The sequence below is a fragment of the Microbacterium sp. Clip185 genome, assembly GCF_028743715.1.
In the GTDB taxonomy this organism is placed as follows: domain Bacteria; phylum Actinomycetota; class Actinomycetes; order Actinomycetales; family Microbacteriaceae; genus Microbacterium.
Genome location: NZ_CP117996.1, coordinates 2,230,485 through 2,249,037, shown reverse-complemented (window position 1 = coordinate 2,249,037; position 18,553 = coordinate 2,230,485). Strand labels below are relative to the sequence as shown.

Below are 18,553 nucleotides of genomic sequence, written 5' to 3'. Positions count from 1 at the left end.
GTAGGCCCGCGGTCGCCCGTCACGCAGCGTCACCCGAATTTGCCGGTCGGAGAGAGCGCGGGATGCTGGGATCCCCACCGACCCGGAAGACGTATGAGCACGCCCACCACCGCATCCGCGCACGACGACACCATCCGCAGTCTGCTCGAGGAGCGTCGCACCTTCGCGCCGCCGGTCGACTTCGCAGAGCGCGCGAACGTGACCGAGGAATGGATCCGACGCGAGTGGATCGAACGAGCCGGGCAGGATCCGGAGACGTTCTGGACGCACCGGGCCGAGATCCTCGACTGGGCAGAGCCCTGGCACACCGCTCACCGCTGGGAGCCCACGGACGGCGAGAGCATCCCGTCCGCGGAGTGGTTCGCCGGCGGGCGCCTTAACGCGTCGGTCAATGCGGTGGACCGGCACGTCGCCGCCGGGCACGGCGATCGGGTCGCCTTCCACTTCGAGGGCGAACCCGGCGATCGCCGGACGATCACGTATGCCGAGCTGCAGCGTGAGGTGGCGAAGGCGGCGAACGCGTTGACCGCGATGGGGATCGGCAAGGGCGACCGTGTCGTCGTCTATCTCCCCGTGCTGGTGGAAACGGTGGTCATCCAGCTCGCCGTCGCGCGCATCGGCGCCATCCATTCGCTCGTGTTCGGAGGGTTCTCCGCGGAGGCCGTGCGCTTCCGGGTCGAGGACACGCAGGCCAAGCTCCTCGTCACGACCGACGGCCAGTTCCGTCGTGGGGCGGCCGTCCCCGTCAAGCACCAGGCGGATGCGGCGGTCGCCCGCGTCGATTCCATCGAGCACGTGCTCGTCATCCGCCGCACGGGCGACGAGGTCGCGTGGACCGAGGGGCGCGATCTCTGGTGGCATGAGACGGTCGACACCGCGCCCGACACGCACGAGCCGGAGTTCTTCGACGCCGAGACGCCGCTGTTCATCATCTACACGAGCGGAACCACGGGCAAGCCCAAGGGGCTGGTGCACACGACCGGCGGCTGGCTGACGCACGTGGCCTGGACCTACTGGGCGGTGTTCGATGCGAAGCCCGAGACCGACGTCTACTGGTGCACCGCCGACCTCGCCTGGGTGACCGCGCACAGTTATGAGACATACGGACCTCTGCTCAACGGGGTGACGAGCGTCCTGTACGAGGGCACGCCCGACACGCCCGGCTGGGAGCGGCACTTCCAGATCCTCGAGCGTTACGGGGTGACGACGTACTACACGGCGCCCACCCTCATCCGCTCGCTCATGAGCAGGTTCCCCGACGGCCCGCCCTCGCACTACGATCTCTCCGCGCTGCGGCTGTTGGGCACGGTTGGTGAGGCGATCAATCCCGAGGCATGGATCTGGTTCCATCGCCACCTCGGTCGCGGCGAGACGCCCGTGGTCGACACGTGGTGGCAGTCGGAGACGGGCGGTGCGATCGCCGCTCCGCTGCCGGGCGTCTCCACGCTCAAGCCGGGGTCGGCACTGACGGCGCTGCCCGGGCTGCGTGTGCGCGTCGTCGATGCCGAGGGAACGGATGTGGGGCCCGGGGGCGGCGGGCTGCTCGTCGTCGACTGCACCTGGCCCGGGATGTCGCGCACGGTGTGGGGCAACCCGGAGCGGTACCGGGACTCGTACTGGAAGCGTTTCGCCGCACACGGGTACTTCCTCGCCGGCGACGGCGCGAAGCTCGACGAGGACGGCGACCTCTGGGTTCTCGGTCGCGTGGACGACGTGATCAACGTGTCGGGGCACCGGCTGTCGACGATCGAGATCGAGTCCGCGCTCGTCGCGCATCCCGAGGTCGGGGAGGCCGCGGTGGTGGGCGTCGCCGACGATGTCACCGGCCAGGCCATCGCCGCCTTCGTGACGAATGCCGAGGATGCGGCCGCGCTCCGCCAGCACGTGCGCACCGTGATCGGGCCGGTAGCGCAGCCGACCTACATCTTCACGGTGCCCGACCTGCCTAAGACGCGCAGCGGCAAGATCATGCGCCGCCTGCTCGTGGACCTCGTGGATGGACGGCCGTTGGGCGATACGACCTCGCTGCAGGACGAGACGGTGCCGCCGCGGATCGCAGAGATCGTCCGGGTCGCCCTGCGCCGCTGACCGGCCTCCGGTCAGGGGCCTCAGCAGCGCCTCGCCGGGTCGCGAGAGGGTCGGCGGTCAGGGGCGGGTGGAGACCGTGACGGTGAACTTCGCGTTGCGGGCCACCTGTCGCGTCGGGCCGACGAGGCGTTCGAGGGCCGGACGGTAGCGCAGTGCCGAGTTCCACACGGTCCACAGCTCCCCGCCGGATCGGAGGGTGCGTGCCGCATCCTGGAACAGAGGGGCCGCGAGGTCCGTCGTGACCGCGGCGCCCGAGTGGAACGGCGGGTTCAGCGCGATGAAGGGCACGCTGGCATCCGGGAGCGCGGTGAGGCGGTCGTCCCTCACGACCCGGATGCGGTCGGCGACGCCGTTCGCCTCGGCCGTCGCGCGCGCCGATGCGACCGCCGCAGCGGAGCGATCTGAGGCGTAGACGGCGCGATCAGGATGCCGCATCGCCAGGAACGCGGCGACCACGCCCGTCCCGCACGCGAGATCGACGAGCGGGCCCTCCTCGGGGAGGCGGGCCGGGAGGTTTCCGAGCAGGAATCGGGTGCCGATATCGATCGCCGTTCCCGCGAACACGCCTCCGTACGCGCAGACGGCGATGCCGTCGTGAACTGCGCGGTGCGGCTCGGGATCGTGTCCGTGGAGCGGGTCTCTGGCGATCAGCACGCGCGACTTCTGGCGAGCGTGGGTGACATCGAGCGTGCCGAAGAAACGGCGCAGGACCTCGTTCATCGCCGTCGACATGTGCTTGATGCGTCCGCCTGCGTAGACGACGACGTTGGGTGCTGCGTGCGCGGCGATGAGGGCCGCGGCATCCTCCAGTGCGTCGAGCGAGCGGGGGAGTCGGAGAAGCACCAGCCGCGCGCCCGACACCAGGGCGCCCGCCAGCTCCATCGACCGGTAGCGGTCCGTGAGGGCCACGCGCTCTGCGTTGGCCGCCAGGGCCTGCTCGCCCGTGAGTGCGTCCTGATGCACGCGCACGACGCCGGAGGCTGCGGCGGCCGCGCCGAGCGCGAGTGCGCCGTACTCGTCGCCGATGACGGCGATGTCGTCCGCGTTCATCCCGGCACGCGCGTCGAAAGACCCATCGAGCAGGAGGCGGTCTGCGGCATCGACCGCGACAAGATCAGGCGACTCGACGTCTGGCCATCGTCGCAGCGCGTCGAACCGGAACTCCACCCCCTCACGCTACCGGCCGCCGCGGGGCTCCGACGGATACGATGGTCAGATGGCCGACAAGACGCAGGGGGCGCCGCAGCCCTCCGGGCAGCGCCCGCCGTTCAGTCCGGTCATCGCTCTTCTCACGGTTTCCGCCGTCTGGGATGCGCGCTTGAACGCGGCCCTCAAGGACCTCGGACTCACGACGCGGAAGTACGGTCTTCTCGCGCACGTGCAGGCGACGCCGGGCATCTCGTTCTCCGAGCTCGCTCGCCGCTCGCAGATCACGGTGCAGACGGCGCACACCGCCGTGAAGACGCTCGCCGGCGAAGGGCTGGTCGAGGACGCCACCGCGCACGCGGGTGCCGCATCCGATCTGCGTGTGACCGCCAAGGGCGCGGCAGCGCTCGCCGAGGCGGATGCGCGGCTGGCGGCGCTCGATGAGGTGTTCGGCGCGGGTGTTCCGGCGCTCTCGTCCGCGCTGCACGGACTGCATGAGCAGCCGTTCGGAGAGATCCTTCAGCAAGACTGAAGATTTTCGGTCTAAGCTGCGGTGCAGCGCTGACCCGAGCGCGTCGATCTACCTCCGGAGTCGCCCGTGTTCCGCACCCCCTACGCCCTGTTCCGCACCCTCGCCATCGCCGAGATGGTGTCGTGGACGCTGCTCATCGGAGGGCTCGTGGTGCGCGCCGTGACGGGCTTCGCGCCGGCCGTGACGGTCGGCGGCGGCATCCACGGCTTCGTCTTCCTGTCGTACGGGGCGACCGTGATCCTGGTCGCGAAGAACCAGCGGTGGAGCGGTGGGGTGACGGCTCTGGCCCTCATCAGCGCGGTGGTTCCCTACGCGACGCTGCCCGTCGAGCTGTGGCTGTCGCGGACCGGCCGACTGATCGGCGTGTGGCGAGTGCAGGCAGGCTCCGACCCGCGGGATACGGCGTGGCGCGACCGTGTGCTGCGCTCCGTGCTGCGTCGACCGGTGCTGTCGGCCGTCGTGATCGCCGCCGCCGTCGCAGTGGCTTTCACCGTGCTGCTCGTGATCGGCCCTCCCGGCGGCCGGGCCTGAGCGGACTTACTTCGCGCGAGCCCGCAGGTGGATCGGCAGGGCCATCGCTGCCGAGATGAGCAGGATGCCGGCGACGAAGATGACGGCCTGGAAACCGGGCACCGAGAACGAGATGCCGAACGCGAACATCCCGAGCAGGAACAGCAGCAGGGACACGATGTACATGGCACTCCTTCGGAAGACTCCCTCCAGAGTACCGGGTCGCCTGCCGTCAGACCGACCGCATCCGCGCCTCTGAGCCGGTCTCCTCGTCGGTCTCTGTGACGCTCGCCGCGAGGCGCGTCGCGCCGACCACGGCCGCGGGCATCGTGAACACCGCTCCGAGGGGGATCAGGAAGCACAGTTGCGTCATGATGCCGAAGCCGAGCGCTCGACCGCGTGCCGTTCGCAGGAGACGGCGTCGGGCGCGGCGATCGATGCCGCGTGCCGTCAGTGCGCGGCCCGAGAGCTCGTCGGCGAGGATCCAGCCCGACAGCATCACGCCGGTCACCGTGCCGACCACGCCGCCGATCAGCGGGATGAACCCGAGCGCGAAAGCGAGCATGGCTGCGAGTGCGCCGCGCACGATGAGGCCGGTCGCATCCGCGAAGGCGGCTCGCCAACCGGGGTCGTGTTCGGGAACGACGCCGGAATCGGCGATCTCGACGCTGCGCCAGATCCTGTCGTAGAACGGTTCGCCGACGATCAAGGTCAACGCGGTGAAGGTCGTTGCCGCTAGCAGGAGGGCTCCCGCGAAGACCGCGACACCGAGCGCAATGCGCAGCGCCACGGTCCAGACCGCCGGCCAGTCGTCGGCGAACGGGGTGACGGCTTCCGCGAGCGGGACCAGGAACGATGCGAGCGCCACGAGGGCTCCGGTGAGGGCGACGCTCACGATGAGCGCGGGCACGAGGCCGAGGAGCATCAGGCCCGGACGTCGCGCGAACCACCCGAATCCACCCAGCAGCAGGCGTGCGCCGCGCAGCATCTCGTTCACCCGATCTCCTTCCCCCTCGCGCTGGGACGAGCGTAGTGGGAATACCGTCACCCTCCGCGTGTTGAACTTGATGTGTCGCCGCTCAACTCCGTTTTGCAGAGTGACACCCCGAACCCGATCAGGAGAACAGATGCCTGAAGATTTCACCCCCGACGAAGGCCGCGACGCCTTCGATGACTTCCTCTCGCGCTACCTCGCGGGTGAGCGCGGACGCGCGGCACGGTCGATCGACCTGTCGCGCTACCTCAGCGCGCGCACGCAGGAGACGCTGCAGGATGCCGGGCGCTTTGCCCTCGCGCGCGGGCAGCACGAGCTCGATGCGTTGCACGTGCTCCGCGAGATCGTGCGCGTCGACCAGGTGCGCGATGCGATCGCCCGCCTCGGTGTGGACCCGGAGAGCATCGTGCGCGAGTCCGAGCAACGCCTGCCCGCCAGCGCAGATGTCGCCGACGTCGACACCGCGGTCGTGACGACGTCGGTGCAGCGTGCTCTCTTCCACGCGTTCCAGGTCGCGCGTTCCTCCGGCTCGACCTACATCGACCCCGAGCACCTCTTCTTCGCGCTCGTCCTCGCTCAGGACACGCCCGCGGGCCAGATCCTCGCCCGCGCCGGAGTCACGGCGGAGGCGCTCACGCAGAGCGTGCGCGAGACCGTCACCGGTGGCGAGCGCGCCCCGGAACAGGCAGCCGCACCCGAGCCCGCAACCATGCTGGAGCGGTACGGGCGCGATCTCACCTCTCTCGCCGAGGCGGGAAAGCTGGATCCGGTGATCGGGCGTGCGGACGAGATCGAGCAGACCATCGAGATCCTGAGTCGCCGCACGAAGAACAACCCCGTGTTGATCGGTGAGGCCGGCGTCGGAAAGACCGCGATCGTCGAGGGGCTCGCGCAGGCGATCGTGTCGGGAGAGGTGCCCGAGAAGCTGCGCGGCAGCCGTGTCGTGTCGCTGGACCTTCCGGCGATGCTCGCGGGTGCCCGTTACCGCGGCGACTTCGAGGAGCGCCTGACAGCGACCATGAGCGAGATCGCCGAGCGCAAGGGCGAGCTGATCGTCTTCATCGACGAGGTGCACACCGTCGTCGGCGCGGGTGCCGGCAGTGACGGCGCCATGGACGCCGGCAACATCTTGAAGCCGCGCCTCGCTCGTGGCGACCTGCACCTGGTGGGTGCGACCACCCTCGCCGAGTACCGGACCATCGAGAAGGACCCGGCGCTCGAGCGCCGGTTCCAGCCGGTGAAGGTGGGGGAGCCGTCGGTCGAGGATGCGGTGCGCATCCTGCACGGCCTGCGCCCGGCGTACGAGCAGCACCACGCCATCACCTATACCGACGACGCGCTGCGTGCCGCTGTGGAGCTCAGCGACCGCTATCTGAGCGACCGTGTCCTGCCGGACAAGGCGATCGATCTGATCGACCAGGCCGGAGCGCGACTGCGCCTGCGCCTGGGTGTGGCGGTCGATGTGTCCGAGCTCATGGCGCAGCTGGCGACGCTCGAAGCCGACAAGAACGCCGCCGTGGCGGCCGAGCGCTACGAGGACGCGATGCGCCTTCGCGACGAGATCGCCGATGTGCAGCGTCGCATCGACGAGGCGACTCGCCGTGACGCGGTGCGCGGCGAGCAGGTCGTGGATGCCGAGCACATCGCCGCCGTCATCAGCCGCAGCACCGGCATCCCGGTCTCGCGTCTGACGGAGAGCGAGCGCGGGCGTCTGGCGGGCCTCGAATCCGAGTTGCACGCCCGAGTGATCGGTCAGGATGCGGCGGTCACCGCGGTCGCGACGGCCGTCCGGCGCAACCGCACCGGGATGGGCGACAGTCGCCGACCGGTGGGATCGTTCCTGTTCCTCGGCCCGACGGGCGTCGGCAAGACGGAGCTCGCGAAGACGCTCGCCGCCTCTCTCTTCGAAGACGAGAATGCCGTGATCCGTTTCGACATGAGCGAGTTCGGCGAGCGCCACACGGTCTCGCGTCTCGTGGGAGCGCCTCCCGGATACGTCGGATACGACGAGGCGGGGCAACTGACGGAGCGGGTACGCCGCGCACCGTACTCGGTGGTGCTGTTCGACGAGATCGAGAAGGCGCACCCCGATGTGTTCAACCTGCTGCTGCAGGTGCTCGACGACGGACGCCTCACCGACGGACAGGGTCGCACGGTCGACTTCCGCAACACGGTCGTCATCATGACCTCGAACATCGGAAGCGAATTCCTCGCGTCGCGCTCCGGCGCGATCGGGTTCATCGCCGACGGAGGCGGGGCCACGGGCTTCGGTGACGAGAGCGAGCTGCGCGCGCGCGTGATGGGCAAGCTCCGAGAGGCGATGCGTCCGGAGTTCCTGAACCGCATCGATGAGATCGTGCTGTTCCGCAAGCTCGAGAAGGCGCAGCTGCGCAGCATCGTGTCCCTCCTGCTGGAGCAGAGCGCATCCCGCCTGGCGCGGCGCGAGATCTCGTTCGAGGCGACCGACGCCGTCGTGGACTGGCTGGCCGAGCACGGGTACGAGCCCGAGTACGGCGCTCGCCCGCTGCGCCGTCTCATCCAGCGGGAGATCGACGATCGCATCGCTGACCTGCTCGTCTCCGGCGAACTGGCCGACCAGGGCGCCGTGCGCGTCGACGTCGTCGACGGCCGGCCGGCGGCTGCGGCCGTGACCCGCAGCGCTGTCGCCGCCTGATTCGACCAGACCGCCACCCCTTGCCGCGTGCGAGGGGTGGCGGTCGTCGTATGCGCGGGGCAGGCTGGAGGGATGGTGGCTCCCGCTCGACTCTCCCTCGGACTGGCAGGGGCCCTCGGCCCCGATCTCATCGCGTTGCTGGCTCCGGCCGCTCAAGAGGCCGGCTTCGCGACACTCTGGGTGAACGACACCCCCGGCGGGGACGCGGTGGCGGCGCTCGCCGCCGCTGCGCGGGTGACGGATCGGATCGGGCTCGCCACCGGCGTCGTACCGCTGGATCGCCGGGAACCGGATGTGCTGGTGTCCGCGCTGCAGGCCGCGGACCTTCCCGTGGACAGGCTCACCGTGGGCATCGGCTCCGGTTCCGCACGCACGCATCAACTCGCGCTCGTGGAGCAGGGGATCGCGGCGCTGCGCGCGGGCGTGCCCGGGGCGCAGGTCGTGGTGGGCGCTCTCGGCCCGCGGATGCGCGGGCTCGCCACCTCGGTGGGCGACGGGCAGCTGCTGAACTGGCTGACGCCCGACGCCGCGGCGGCGCAGCGCGACTCGGGCTCTCGCACCATCCTCTATGTGAGAACGGCGCTGGATGCGGCGGCATCGCCGCGGCTGCTCGCCGAGGCCGACGCGTACGCCGGCTATCCGGCGTACGCCGCCAACTTCGCGCGCCTCGGCTTCAGTGCGCGCGACACGGTCATCACGTCCGGCGCAGACGCGGCGCGCGTGAGGGCATACCGTGACGCGGTCGACGAGGTCGTCCTGCGGGCGATCGTCGAACGCGACGACCCTGAGCACTATCTCGACTTCATCCGCAGTGCGGCGACGCTCATCGAGGCGGACGCGACGTGAGTGCAACACGCGATCGCGCACGCGTGCTGACCGGCGGGGCCTCGACACAGACCCCGAGGCGAGGTGGAATCAGATCATGAGGACATTCGCACGCTGGGCGCTGGGCGCCGCCATGGTGTTCGCCGGTATCAGCCACCTATTCTGGGCGCGCAGGGAGTTCCGCGCCCAGGTGCCCGACTGGGTCGTGGACGCGACGCCCCTCGACGAAGATGCGGTCGTGCTCGCCTCGGGCGCCGTCGAGATCGCGCTCGGCACCGCACTGGTGGCTCTGCCCTCGCAGCGCCGTCGGATGGGCGCCCTACTGGCGGCGTTCTTCGTCGCCGTTCTTCCGGGCAACTGGGCGCAGTTCACCCACCGGCGTGACGGATTCGGTCTCGACACCGACGTCAAGCGGCTGGTCCGGCTCTTCTTCCAGCCGGCCCTGGTCGCCTGGGCGCTGTGGAGCACGCGCACCCCGCGGGACGGAGATCACCGGGCCCGGTAACGGTGTTCGGGGCGCCCCGTCGTGCCGTAACGCAGAGCCACCTCGACACGCCCCCGCGCGGCCAGAGCCGACAGGTGGCGTTGCGCTGTAGCGCGTGAGATGCCGGCACGTTCACCCAGCTCCGCGGCGGACGCCTCGTCGTCGCCGAGTGCGTTGAGCACGAGCTGTTCGGTCGCCGCGCGAGAGACGGATGCCGCATCGCCCGCGCCGTGCACGATGGCGAGGGCGCGGTCGATGTCTGCCTGGTCGAGCGCACCGGTACCGGCGAGCAGATTGCGCGCGCGGGCGTACCGATCGAGTCTGTCCGCCAGGATGCGGGGCTCGAACGGCTTCAGCAGCACGCCCAGAGCGCCCGCGCGGATCGCTCGGCGCACGGAAGGCGCGTCGGTGGCGGCGGTCAACACGAAGCCGTCGACCCCGGCAGCGGAGAGCAGCTCGATCCCGTCGCCGTCCGGCAGGTACAGGTCGACCAGGAGCAGGTCGGGCACCTCGACCAGGAGCGCACGACGCGCCTCCGCGATCGTGCGGGCGGGCGTGAGAGCGCGGAATCCGGGCCGCGCGGCGACGACCTCGGCGTGCATCGCGGCCACCCGGAAGTCGTCGTCGACGACCAGGACGGAGAGGGTGTCGGTCACGGGTCCTCCTGCTCGTGATCGGGGGATACGGGAAAGACGCCGGGCAGGCGCGCTCCGAACACTGCGCCGGATGCGGATCCGCCGGCATCGATGAGCCAGACGTCGCCGCCACGACGCCGCGCGAGCTCGCGAGCGAGCGGAAGCCCGATCCCGAGCCCGCGCACGCGCTCGGCGGGAGCCGCAGGATCGGGCGGACGAGGGCGGAAGAGCGCGCCGGGGTCGCTCACGCCGCCGCCCGAGTCGGCGACCGTCGCGACCAGAGCGTCGCCGTCCTGCAGCACCGTCACCTCGACACGCCGCGGTTCCGTGCCGGATGCGGCTGCATCGATCGCGTTGTCGACGAGGTTGCCGAGCACGCTCGCGACGTCCTCGACGTCGGTCGTCTCACGCCACACCAGCGATTCCTCGGCAACCGACAGCGCGACGCCCCTCTCGGCGGCGGAGATCCCCTTCGCGCCGAGGAAGGACTGCAGCAGCGGATCCGTGACGGCCGGGAGTCCCGGGACGGCGTAGTCGATCGCACCCCGATCGAGAAGGCTCCAGACGAAGTCGCGCGCCTCGTCGACGCGACCGGCCTCGAGGAGCGCCCCCGCGGCGTGCAGCCGGTTGGCGAACTCGTGACGCTGCACGCGCAGGGCGTCGCTCATCGATCGGACCGATCCCAGACGCTGGCTGAGGGCGACCAGATCGGTGCGGTCGCGAAGCACCGCCGCGGTCCCCAGCGCGTACGCCCCGCGGCGCACCGGGCGCACGTCGAGATACAGCACGCGATCGCCGACGAGCAGCTCGTCCCGTCGGCCCGGCGTGCGCAGCGCGGCGGCGAGCTCGGCCTCCATCCCCAGCTCATCCAGGGTGCGTCCGAGTGCCGGCTCGTCCAGGTGCAGGAGGCGGGATGCGGCGGGTGTGCAGACGCGCACGACCCCGTCGGGGTCGACGGCCACGATGCCGTCGTCCGCGGAGTCCAGCACCGCGGTCTGCGTGCGCACGAGTGCAGCGAGCTCTTCGGGCTGGGCGCCGAGGGTCACCGTCTCGAGGCGTCGGCGCATCCCGACGGCGACCACGGCGCCGATCCCGCCGGCGAGGATCACGGCCGCGCCGATTCCTCCCAGCAGCGACGGAAGGTCGTCGAAGACGCTCGCGGGCTCGAAGCCGACGCTCACCTCGCCGATGGGCCGGTCGTCGTCCGGTGCGTAGACGGGGACCTTCGCGCGCGCCGAGTCACCCAGAGTGCCGCGTTCCCAGGTGACGACCTCCCGGCCGGCGAGCGCGTCGGCGTAACTCGTGCTGACGGTCTCGCCGAGCCGGGCGGGATCGGGATGGGCGAGTCGGATGCCGTGGTCGTCGGTGATGACGACGAACAGTCCCTCGGTACGGGCGGTGACCGCGTGCGCGTAGCGCTGGAGAGGGCCGTCGATGAGGCCCGCCGCATCGGGCGTGCCCGGATCGGCGGAGTAGTCCGCGACGAGCGTGCGCACTTCCGGGTCCTCCGCCACGGTGCGGGCGATGTTCAGCGCAGAGGATTCGGCTCCTGATCGCAGCTGGTTCACGCCGAGCAAGAGGAAGACGCTCGTGCAGACGCCGACGACCGTCACTTGGGTGACGATCTGCGCCAGCAGCATCCTCGTCGCGAACCGCATGATCCCACTCTCTGCGCACAATGCGCAGAAGTGAGGCTACGCGCAGAACGTGCGCAATGCGAGATAGCGCGCGCGCGAGCGGCGCGCGCACCTACGCTCGCGGCATCCGTCACCGCTTCGCGGCACGTCGACGACGAAGGAGTCGCCATGTTCCCCCTGCCCCGTACCGAGGCTACAGACTACGCGGTCGCGTTCGTGCCGCCGGACACCGTCCTGGTGCTGCTCGGATTCGTGATGATCATGAGCTTCATGGCGCTGATCATGACGAAGCGGCTGACGCCCATGGTCGCGCTCATCGTCGTGCCGACGATCTTCGGTCTGTTTGCCGGCGCGGGCCTGGGCCTCGGCGACATGGTGCTGGACTCGATCGGCAAGATGGCGCCCACGGCTGCGCTGCTGATGTTCGCGATCATGTACTTCGGGATCATGATCGACGTGGGACTCTTCGACCCGCTCATCCGCGCCATCACGCGGTTGCTGGGCGACGACCCGGCCAAGATCGTGCTGGGCACCGCGATCCTCGCCGCGGCCGTGTCGCTGGACGGCGACGGATCGACGACCTTCATCATCACGACCTCCGCGCTGCTGCCGCTCTACCTGCGGCTGGGGATGAGTCCCGTCGTGCTGACCTGCGTCGCGGGCCTCATGAACGGCACCATGAACATCGTCCCGTGGGGTGGGCCGACCGTGCGCGCGGCGACCGCTCTGGGCGTGCAGCCGACCGACATCTTCGTGCCGATGCTCCCCGCGCTGGGCGTGGGCATCGTCGTGTCGCTGACGTTCGCCTGGTTCCTCGGACTGTCCGAGCGTCGCCGGCTGGCAGGCGCGGTCGACACGGCGCGTCTCGACGCCCCCGGAGGCGAGGGGCCGTTGCGCGCACCCCGCCTGTTCCGCGGCGCGGAGCACAAGCCGGGCGCACTCGCATCGCTGCGCACCGGCAACGTGGTGACCGTCCGCGGCGGTCGCGCCGCCGTGGCCGCGGCGCAGCTCGTCGACACCGCCGACACCGCGATGGCCGACACCATGCTCGACCCGCACCGCGCGACGCTGCGGCCACGGCTGATCTGGGTGAACCTCGCCCTGACGCTCGCCGTCATGGTGCTGCTGGTGCTGGACGTGGTCCCGCTCGCCTTCGTGTTCATGGTCGGCGCGGCGGCGGCCCTGCTGATCAACTTCCCGAAGCTGAAGTCGCAGGCCGATGAGATCGTCGCGCACGCGCCCAGCATCGTCGGCGTCGTGTCCATGGTGCTCGCCGCGGGCGTGCTGGTGGGCGTGCTGACCGGGACGGGCATGGTCGACGCGATGGCGACCTGGATCACCGAGGTGATCCCCGCCGCGATGGGTCCTTACCTGGCCGTGATCACGGGAGTGCTCTCCATCCCCTTCACCTTCTTCATGTCCAACGACGCCTTCTACTTCGGGATCCTGCCCGTGCTCGCACAGAGCGCGCAGGCCTACGGCATCGATCCCGTCGAGATGGCTCGTGCGTCCATCGTCGGACAGCCGGTGCACCTGCAGAGCCCGCTGGTTCCCGCCATCCTCCTGCTCGTGTCGCTGGCGGGCGTCAACCTCGGCGACCACCACAAGAAGGTGCTCTGGCGCGCGGCGATCGTCTCGCTCGTGATGCTCGCGGTCGGGATCCTGGTGGGAGTGATCCCGTTCCACGCGTGAGACGCGCGGCGGATGCGGCTGGTCAGCGCTTGGCTTCGACCAGCCGCATCCGCACGATGTTGTCGGTCTCGTCCATCTCGGCGATGTCGGGGTGGGCGGCGACGAACTCGGTGAAGCTGCGGTGCCCCAGAGCCTTCTCGCTGAACGAGGAATCCAGGCGCGTGATCAGGCTCTTCACGGCAGATGCGTGCTGCCACTGGGACGGGTCCTTGTCGTTCTCCAGACGCAGCGCTCGCTCGAGCAGATCGGCCGCGGGATCCACGGACCGCTTGCGGGAGCGCGGCGCGTTCGAGGTCGCATCCTTCTTCGCGGGCTCTGGCACCTGCACGCCCGGCAGCGAGTCGTAGGCGTCGAAGCGGTCGCACGCGGCAGCGAGCGACTTGGCGGTGGAGCCCGCCACGCCCACACCCACGACGAAGCGACCCAGGCGCTTGCACCTCTGCGCGAGGGGCACGTAGTCCGAATCGCCCGCGACGATCACGACGTGCGTTAGGTCCGGGAGTCGGAACATGTCCTCAACGGTGTCGACGGCGAGGCGGATGTCGGCACCGTTCTTGGCGTAGGCGGCGGCGGGAAAGAGCTGCACGAGGTCGACCGCGCGCGCCACGAGCTGCGACCGGTACTCGGCGTTGACCGGGGACGACCAGTCGGCGTAGGCCCGCGTGAGCACGAGCGTGCCGAAGGATGCGGCGTAGTCGATGATCGCGCCCACATCGACCGTCGCGCGCGCCAGCTTCTCGGTGATCTCCGCATCGTGCGGCTGCTCGGCGATGCGCGACCGATCCCGCGAGTAGGCGTTGCGGCCGTGCACGCGGTCGTACCAGCTCATGACGATGTTGTCGAAGTCCAGGTAGACGGCCACGCGGCTCGTCGACAGATCCGCCATGTCAGTTCTCGCTCGGGTAGCGCACGCCGATCTGCGTGCGGATGTCGTCGAGTTGGCGCATGATCGCGACGGTCTCAGCGATCGGCAGGCGATCGCTGTCGCGGCGGCCCTCCGCGATGATCTGCTCGGCGGCGAGGGCCTGATACTGCATGCCGCGACCGGCATCCGGGCAGTGGAACGTCTCGAGCACGTCGCGAGAGCGGTCGGTGAGAGTGAAGCTGGTCGCGTTGTACCAGGTGGGGTCGATCTCGATCCTGGCATCCGTGCCGATGATCGCCGCGCGGTTCGGTCCGACGCCCTGGGCGCTGGAGTAGGTGGTCGCCAGCGCGCCGTTGGCATAGGAGGCCAGGGTCGCGACGTCGATGTCGGCGCCCGTCTCGCCCAACCGTGCGTTCGCCGTGACGGAGACCGGTGCTCCCAGGACATCCCAGGCGAACGACAACGGGTAGATCCCGAGATCGAGCAGGGCGCCCCCGCCGAGCTCGAGCGCGTTCAGGCGGTGGGCGGGATCCGTCGAGATGAACTGGGTGTGATCCGCGGTGACGGCGCGCACCTCGCCCAGTGCGCCGGCGGCGAGCAGCTCCTGAATGCGCATCATGTGCGGCAGGTAGCGGGTCCACATGGCCTCCATGGCCAGGAGTCCCGCTTCCTCGGCCGCGACGCGCACGCGCTCGGCCTCGTCGCCGGTCAGGGTGAACGGCTTCTCGACGAGCACGTGCTTGCCCGCTGCGAGGGCCTCCAGCGCGTTCTCGGCATGAGCCGGATGCGGGGTCGCGATGTAGACGATGTCGACGTCGTCATCGGCGAGCAGTGAAGCGTAATCGCCGTGTGCGCGGGGGATGTCGAACTGCGTCGCGAAGCGCTGGGCGCTGTCGAGCGAGCGCGAGCCGACCGCGCGGACGTCGAGGCCCGCGGTGCGCAGGTCGCTCGTGAACGTGTGGGCGATGTTGCCCGTGGCGAGGATGCCCCAACGCAGGCGAGGACTCGAGACAGTGGTCATGCGACCACCGTACCCAAGGGGTGCCGCACTAGGCTCGGGTCGTGGCGACGGCACTGGACAGACTGCGCGAGCTCCTGAGGATCGCGACGGTCTCGTACGCGGACGAGTCGCGGGTGGACACGGCGGCGTTCGACGAGTTCCACGCCGCGCTCGAGCGCCTGTATCCCCTCGTCCACACTCGGCTGGAGCGGCAGGTCGTCGTAGGGCACGCGCTCCTGTTCCGGTGGCCGGGGCGCACGTCCCAGCGGCCGCTCGTGCTCATGGCGCACCAGGACGTCGTCCCCGTAGTGGAGGCGGACTGGGATCGCGATCCGTTCGGCGCCGACCTCGTCGGCGACGGCGCCGATCAGGCCGTCTACGCGCGGGGCGCGATCGACGACAAAGGTGCGCTCGTCGCGATCCTGGAAGCCGTCGAAGAACTGCTGATGCGCGAGGTCGTGCCCGAGACTGACGTGTACCTCGCCTTCGGGCACAACGAGGAGACGGCCGGCGACGGTGCGCGTGCGATCGCCGAGGTGCTGCGCGAGCGCGGTGTTCGGCCGTCGCTCGTGGTCGACGAGGGCGGTGCCGTCGTCGACGGGGTACTGCCAGGGATCTCGCGCTCGACGGCGATGATCGGCGTCGCAGAGCGCGGCACGATGACCGTCTGGCTGACGGCGCGCGAGCAGGGCGGCCACGCATCCACCCCGCCGTTGCATCCCGCGACGGCGCGGCTCGCGCGCGCCGTCGACAGACTGGCCCGGCGTCCGTTCCCGGTCCGGCTCGCCCCGCCGGTGCGCGCGATGCTGCGCACACTCGCCCCGCATGCGCCAAAACCGCTCGGCGCAGCCCTGCGCTCGGTGGCGTTGACCGGTCCGCTCATCGCCCGCGTCCTGGCCCGGCTGGGTCCCGAGACGAACGCTCTCGTGCGCACGACCGCCGTGGCGACCGAGCTCCAGGGGGCGCCGGGGGAGAACGTGTTGGCCGCGACCGCGCGCGCGGCGGTCAACGTGCGCCTGCTCACGGGCGACACGGCCGCATCCGCCGTGGCACGGATCCGCCGCGTGATCGCGGACGAGGCCATCGACGTCGAGGTCCGCGCCGCGAGCGAGCCCTCACCCGTCTCGCCGTGGCGCGGTGAGCCGTGGCGTCGGATCGCGCGCGCGATCGACTCCTCCCTGGGCGGCGAGATCGTGGCGACGCCCTATATCCAGTTGGGCGCGAGCGACAGCCGGTGGTTCACGGGTATCTGCGAGAACGTCTACCGGTTCACGCCGTTCCATCTCACCCGCGCCGAGCGGGAGGCCCTGCACGCGCACAACGAACGCATCCGGGTGGAAGTGTGGCTTCGGGGGATCGGCTTCTACCGCGATCTGATCACGGGCGGCTGACGGGGCGCGGAGCGACATCGTCGAGCGCCAGCACGAATCGCAGGATGGCTCGGCCGGTATCCGTGATCACGGGGCCGCGCCCGAACTCCCACTCCTCATCGCTGGCGCGAACGGTGTGGCCGCGCAGGGCCGCGCGTCGATCGAACGGCGCGGTGGTCGCCGCATACAGGGCGACGGCTCCCGACACCGTGGCATCCACGCGCGGGGCGACCGCGAGCGCATCGCCGAGCACGAGGAGCGCGCGGATGACGCGGGTGAGCATCCGGATGGTGCGCTTGCGCCCCTGGCGGACGGCGCTCGCCAGAGCCCGGAGCTCGTCCGCCGTTCCGCCCGCTGCCCCCGTGCCGAGGCCTGCTTCTTCGAGGAAGCGACGCGCCCTGGCGCGGTGCTCCGCGTCGTCGGACGCGGATTCGGCGAGCAGACGTGCCGCCTCGTCGAGAGCGTCGCCGATGGCCGCGCGCCGATCGCCGCTCACCGCGGACTCGTCTCGGCGCTCCCCGTTGCTCAGGGGGAGACGTCCGAGGAAATCCGCCATGACACCACAGTAGACGTCGCCCGTCTCGACGGACAGGGCGGGTGACGGCAGCGATCGGGGCAGCGGCGCTGCCGCTGCCCCGACCGCCCGGTCCGAGGATCAGTAGTGGATGGTGGGTCCGCTCGAGATCGGAACCTTGGGCGTGTAGTGGATGACCTCGGCCTGGGCCGAGAGCGAGGGCGTCGCCGCGAACAGTGCGGGGGTCAGTGCCAGACCCATGCCGACCGCCACGGCGGCGGCGATAAGGACGGAACGGATGCGGACGGCGGACTGAGCGATCATCGGATTCTCCTTTTGTCGGGGATTCGCTAGTCGATCGTATGGCGGAGCGGGTGAACGGTTGCTGTCGCCCGATGAGGGATTTCCGATGAAACGCCGATGCGCACCATGTGACTGTCACAACGGCCCGCGGGAGCGGGCGTGAGCGGGTGTGGCGTGCATAATGGCAACGGGCGTGTGACCGTGCGCACGGCCCGGGAGATCCAATGAGCGACGATGCGACGGGGCGACGGCCCAGTATCCGCGATGTCGCGCGCTTGGCGGAGGTCTCCCACCAGACCGTTTCCCGGGTGATCAACAACCATCCGAGCATCCGGCCGGAGACGCGCGAACGCGTGCTCTCGGTCATGGCGCAGGTGCAGTACCGGCCTAATCGCGCGGCGCGGGCGCTGGTGACCAGCCGCTCTCAGACCATCGGGATCCTGTCGGCCTCCAGCACGCAGTACGGACCGGCCTCCAGCATCGCGGCCATCGAGTCCGCAGCCCGTGAGCGCGGCTACTGGGTGAGCACCGCCAACATCTCGCCCCACGACCCCGACTCGATCCCCGACGGCATCGCGCACCTGATGGCGCAGTCCGTCGAGGGGCTGGTCGTCATCGCGCCGCAGGTCCGCGTCTTCCGAGCGCTCGCCGAGCAGCAGCTCGACGTGCCCTACGTCACCCTGCAGTCCACCGAGCTCGACCCGCAGCACGCGCTCTCGGTCGACCAGATCGCGGGCGCCCGACTCGCCACACGGCATCTCATCCAGCTCGGTCATCGCTGGATCTACCACCTCGCCGGTCCGCAGGACTGGATCGAGGCAGAAGCGCGGATGCGGGGCTTCCTCGAGGAGATGAGCGCGAACGATGTGCCCACCACGGCGCCCATCCTGGGGGATTGGACCGCGGAGTTCGGCTACTACGCGGGCCGGGAGCTGCTGCGCGTGCGCGACTTCACCGCGGTCTTCGCCTCGAACGATCAGATGGCGCTCGGCCTCTTGCACGCGATCCGCGACGAGGGCCTCGACGTCCCGGGGGACATCAGCGTGGTGGGCTTCGACGACATCCCCGAATCCGCGCATTTCTGGCCCCCGTTGACGACGGTGCGCCAGGACTTCGCCGACCTCGGACGGCGCTGCGTCGACATCCTGCTGGGGCCGGCGGACGGCTCGGATGCGGTCGTGGCGCCGATCGTGCCGGAGCTCATCGTCCGGGGCTCGACGGGGCCGGTCGCGCCGATCTGACGGGCGTTATCAACCCGAGATCTCTCAGCGGGTTGACAGGAAG

General features: G+C 70.3%; 18 protein-coding genes. 9 read left to right on the top strand and 9 right to left on the bottom strand.

Going from position 1 to position 18,553, the window contains the following annotated elements; all coding sequences use genetic code 11:
* Positions 1-93: 93 nt before the first annotated feature.
* Positions 94-2,088, top strand: a complete 1,995-nt coding sequence (gene acs, locus PQV94_RS10875; RefSeq protein ID WP_274285852.1) for an acetate--CoA ligase — start codon at positions 94-96, stop codon at positions 2,086-2,088.
* Between the two features lie 57 nt (positions 2,089-2,145).
* Here the strand turns inward: acs and PQV94_RS10870 are convergent, their stop codons facing one another.
* A complete protein-coding gene (locus PQV94_RS10870; protein WP_274285851.1) occupies positions 2,146-3,255 on the bottom strand; it encodes a class I SAM-dependent methyltransferase in 1,110 nt (369 codons plus the stop codon).
* 49 nt (positions 3,256-3,304) lie between these two features.
* Here PQV94_RS10870 and PQV94_RS10865 point away from each other — a divergent pair, with 49 nt between their 5' ends.
* Together PQV94_RS10865 and PQV94_RS10860 are read left to right on the top strand one after the other, a co-directional pair.
* Positions 3,305-3,766, top strand: coding sequence for a MarR family winged helix-turn-helix transcriptional regulator (locus PQV94_RS10865; RefSeq protein ID WP_274285850.1), 462 nt, complete (start codon positions 3,305-3,307; stop codon positions 3,764-3,766).
* A gap of 66 nt (positions 3,767-3,832) precedes the next feature.
* Positions 3,833-4,297 (top strand): DUF3817 domain-containing protein, encoded by a 465-nt coding sequence (locus PQV94_RS10860; RefSeq protein ID WP_274285849.1) that lies wholly within the window; start codon positions 3,833-3,835, stop codon positions 4,295-4,297.
* 6 nt (positions 4,298-4,303) lie between these two features.
* Here PQV94_RS10860 and PQV94_RS10855 read toward each other — a convergent pair whose 3' ends face one another.
* Both PQV94_RS10855 and PQV94_RS10850 read right to left on the bottom strand, forming a co-directional pair.
* The gene (locus tag PQV94_RS10855) at positions 4,304-4,462 is read right to left on the bottom strand and encodes a hypothetical protein (protein WP_243227324.1); all 159 of its coding nucleotides are present in this window, start codon (positions 4,460-4,462) and stop codon (positions 4,304-4,306) included.
* A gap of 46 nt (positions 4,463-4,508) precedes the next feature.
* The gene (locus PQV94_RS10850; RefSeq protein WP_274288273.1) at positions 4,509-5,264 is read right to left on the bottom strand and encodes an EI24 domain-containing protein; all 756 of its coding nucleotides are present in this window, start codon (positions 5,262-5,264) and stop codon (positions 4,509-4,511) included.
* A 139-nt stretch (positions 5,265-5,403) separates the two neighbouring features.
* On the opposite strand from PQV94_RS10850, the gene PQV94_RS10845 reads away from it, so the two are divergent.
* The 3 genes from PQV94_RS10845 (at position 5,404) to PQV94_RS10835 (ending at position 9,274) form a co-directional block, all read left to right on the top strand.
* Complete coding sequence (locus tag PQV94_RS10845; protein ID WP_274285848.1) at positions 5,404-7,944, top strand: ATP-dependent Clp protease ATP-binding subunit; 2,541 nt, start codon at positions 5,404-5,406, stop codon at positions 7,942-7,944.
* A 72-nt stretch (positions 7,945-8,016) separates the two neighbouring features.
* Positions 8,017-8,790, top strand: a complete 774-nt coding sequence (locus PQV94_RS10840) for an LLM class flavin-dependent oxidoreductase (RefSeq protein WP_274285847.1) — start codon at positions 8,017-8,019, stop codon at positions 8,788-8,790.
* Between the two features lie 76 nt (positions 8,791-8,866).
* Positions 8,867-9,274 (top strand): DoxX family protein, encoded by a 408-nt coding sequence (locus PQV94_RS10835; protein WP_274285846.1) that lies wholly within the window; start codon positions 8,867-8,869, stop codon positions 9,272-9,274.
* On the opposite strand, the gene PQV94_RS10830 is transcribed toward PQV94_RS10835, so the two are convergent.
* Both PQV94_RS10830 and PQV94_RS10825 read right to left on the bottom strand, forming a co-directional pair.
* Positions 9,259-9,909 (bottom strand): response regulator, encoded by a 651-nt coding sequence (locus PQV94_RS10830; protein WP_274285845.1) that lies wholly within the window; start codon positions 9,907-9,909, stop codon positions 9,259-9,261. The genes PQV94_RS10835 and PQV94_RS10830 overlap by 16 nt on opposite strands.
* Positions 9,906-11,546 (bottom strand): sensor histidine kinase, encoded by a 1,641-nt coding sequence (locus PQV94_RS10825; RefSeq protein WP_274285844.1) that lies wholly within the window; start codon positions 11,544-11,546, stop codon positions 9,906-9,908. Before PQV94_RS10825 ends, PQV94_RS10830 begins: the two co-directional genes overlap by 4 nt.
* A 147-nt stretch (positions 11,547-11,693) precedes the next feature.
* Between PQV94_RS10825 and PQV94_RS10820 the strand changes: the two genes are divergently transcribed.
* Entirely contained in the window at positions 11,694-13,217 is a 1,524-nt protein-coding gene (locus tag PQV94_RS10820; protein WP_274285843.1) for a CitMHS family transporter, read from the top strand.
* 22 nt (positions 13,218-13,239) lie between these two features.
* Here the strand turns inward: PQV94_RS10820 and PQV94_RS10815 are convergent, their stop codons facing one another.
* Together PQV94_RS10815 and PQV94_RS10810 are read right to left on the bottom strand one after the other, a co-directional pair.
* Positions 13,240-14,103: an NYN domain-containing protein gene (locus PQV94_RS10815; protein WP_243227328.1), complete on the bottom strand. Its 864-nt coding sequence runs from the start codon at positions 14,101-14,103 to the stop codon at positions 13,240-13,242.
* A 1-nt stretch (position 14,104) separates the two neighbouring features.
* A complete protein-coding gene (locus tag PQV94_RS10810) occupies positions 14,105-15,103 on the bottom strand; it encodes a Gfo/Idh/MocA family protein (protein ID WP_274285842.1) in 999 nt (332 codons plus the stop codon).
* 41 nt (positions 15,104-15,144) lie between these two features.
* Here PQV94_RS10810 and PQV94_RS10805 point away from each other — a divergent pair, with 41 nt between their 5' ends.
* Entirely contained in the window at positions 15,145-16,473 is a 1,329-nt protein-coding gene (locus tag PQV94_RS10805; protein ID WP_274285841.1) for a M20/M25/M40 family metallo-hydrolase, read from the top strand.
* On the opposite strand, the gene PQV94_RS10800 is transcribed toward PQV94_RS10805, so the two are convergent.
* On the bottom strand, positions 16,460-17,008 hold the full coding sequence (locus tag PQV94_RS10800) for a hypothetical protein (RefSeq protein ID WP_274285840.1): 549 nt from the start codon (positions 17,006-17,008) through the stop codon (positions 16,460-16,462). The two genes, PQV94_RS10805 and PQV94_RS10800, sit on opposite strands and share 14 nt — an antisense overlap.
* A gap of 99 nt (positions 17,009-17,107) precedes the next feature.
* Positions 17,108-17,290, bottom strand: a complete 183-nt coding sequence (locus tag PQV94_RS10795; protein WP_274285839.1) for a hypothetical protein — start codon at positions 17,288-17,290, stop codon at positions 17,108-17,110.
* Between the two features lie 203 nt (positions 17,291-17,493).
* Here PQV94_RS10795 and PQV94_RS10790 point away from each other — a divergent pair, with 203 nt between their 5' ends.
* Positions 17,494-18,510: a LacI family DNA-binding transcriptional regulator gene (locus PQV94_RS10790; RefSeq protein ID WP_274285838.1), complete on the top strand. Its 1,017-nt coding sequence runs from the start codon at positions 17,494-17,496 to the stop codon at positions 18,508-18,510.
* Positions 18,511-18,553 lie beyond the last annotated feature (43 nt).

Coding starts and splice junctions, on each gene's coding strand:
- acs (WP_274285852.1), top strand. CDS start 94: ATGAGCACGCCCACCACCGCATCCGCGCACGACGACACCATCCGCAGT.
- PQV94_RS10865 (WP_274285850.1), top strand. CDS start 3,305: ATGGCCGACAAGACGCAGGGGGCGCCGCAGCCCTCCGGGCAGCGCCCG.
- PQV94_RS10855 (WP_243227324.1), bottom strand. CDS start 4,462: ATGTACATCGTGTCCCTGCTGCTGTTCCTGCTCGGGATGTTCGCGTTC.
- PQV94_RS10850 (WP_274288273.1), bottom strand. CDS start 5,264: ATGCTGCGCGGCGCACGCCTGCTGCTGGGTGGATTCGGGTGGTTCGCG.
- PQV94_RS10845 (WP_274285848.1), top strand. CDS start 5,404: ATGCCTGAAGATTTCACCCCCGACGAAGGCCGCGACGCCTTCGATGAC.
- PQV94_RS10840 (WP_274285847.1), top strand. CDS start 8,017: ATGGTGGCTCCCGCTCGACTCTCCCTCGGACTGGCAGGGGCCCTCGGC.
- PQV94_RS10835 (WP_274285846.1), top strand. CDS start 8,867: ATGAGGACATTCGCACGCTGGGCGCTGGGCGCCGCCATGGTGTTCGCC.
- PQV94_RS10825 (WP_274285844.1), bottom strand. CDS start 11,546: ATGCGGTTCGCGACGAGGATGCTGCTGGCGCAGATCGTCACCCAAGTG.
- PQV94_RS10820 (WP_274285843.1), top strand. CDS start 11,694: ATGTTCCCCCTGCCCCGTACCGAGGCTACAGACTACGCGGTCGCGTTC.
- PQV94_RS10815 (WP_243227328.1), bottom strand. CDS start 14,103: ATGGCGGATCTGTCGACGAGCCGCGTGGCCGTCTACCTGGACTTCGAC.
- PQV94_RS10810 (WP_274285842.1), bottom strand. CDS start 15,103: ATGACCACTGTCTCGAGTCCTCGCCTGCGTTGGGGCATCCTCGCCACG.
- PQV94_RS10800 (WP_274285840.1), bottom strand. CDS start 17,008: ATGGCGGATTTCCTCGGACGTCTCCCCCTGAGCAACGGGGAGCGCCGA.
- PQV94_RS10795 (WP_274285839.1), bottom strand. CDS start 17,290: ATGATCGCTCAGTCCGCCGTCCGCATCCGTTCCGTCCTTATCGCCGCC.
- PQV94_RS10790 (WP_274285838.1), top strand. CDS start 17,494: ATGAGCGACGATGCGACGGGGCGACGGCCCAGTATCCGCGATGTCGCG.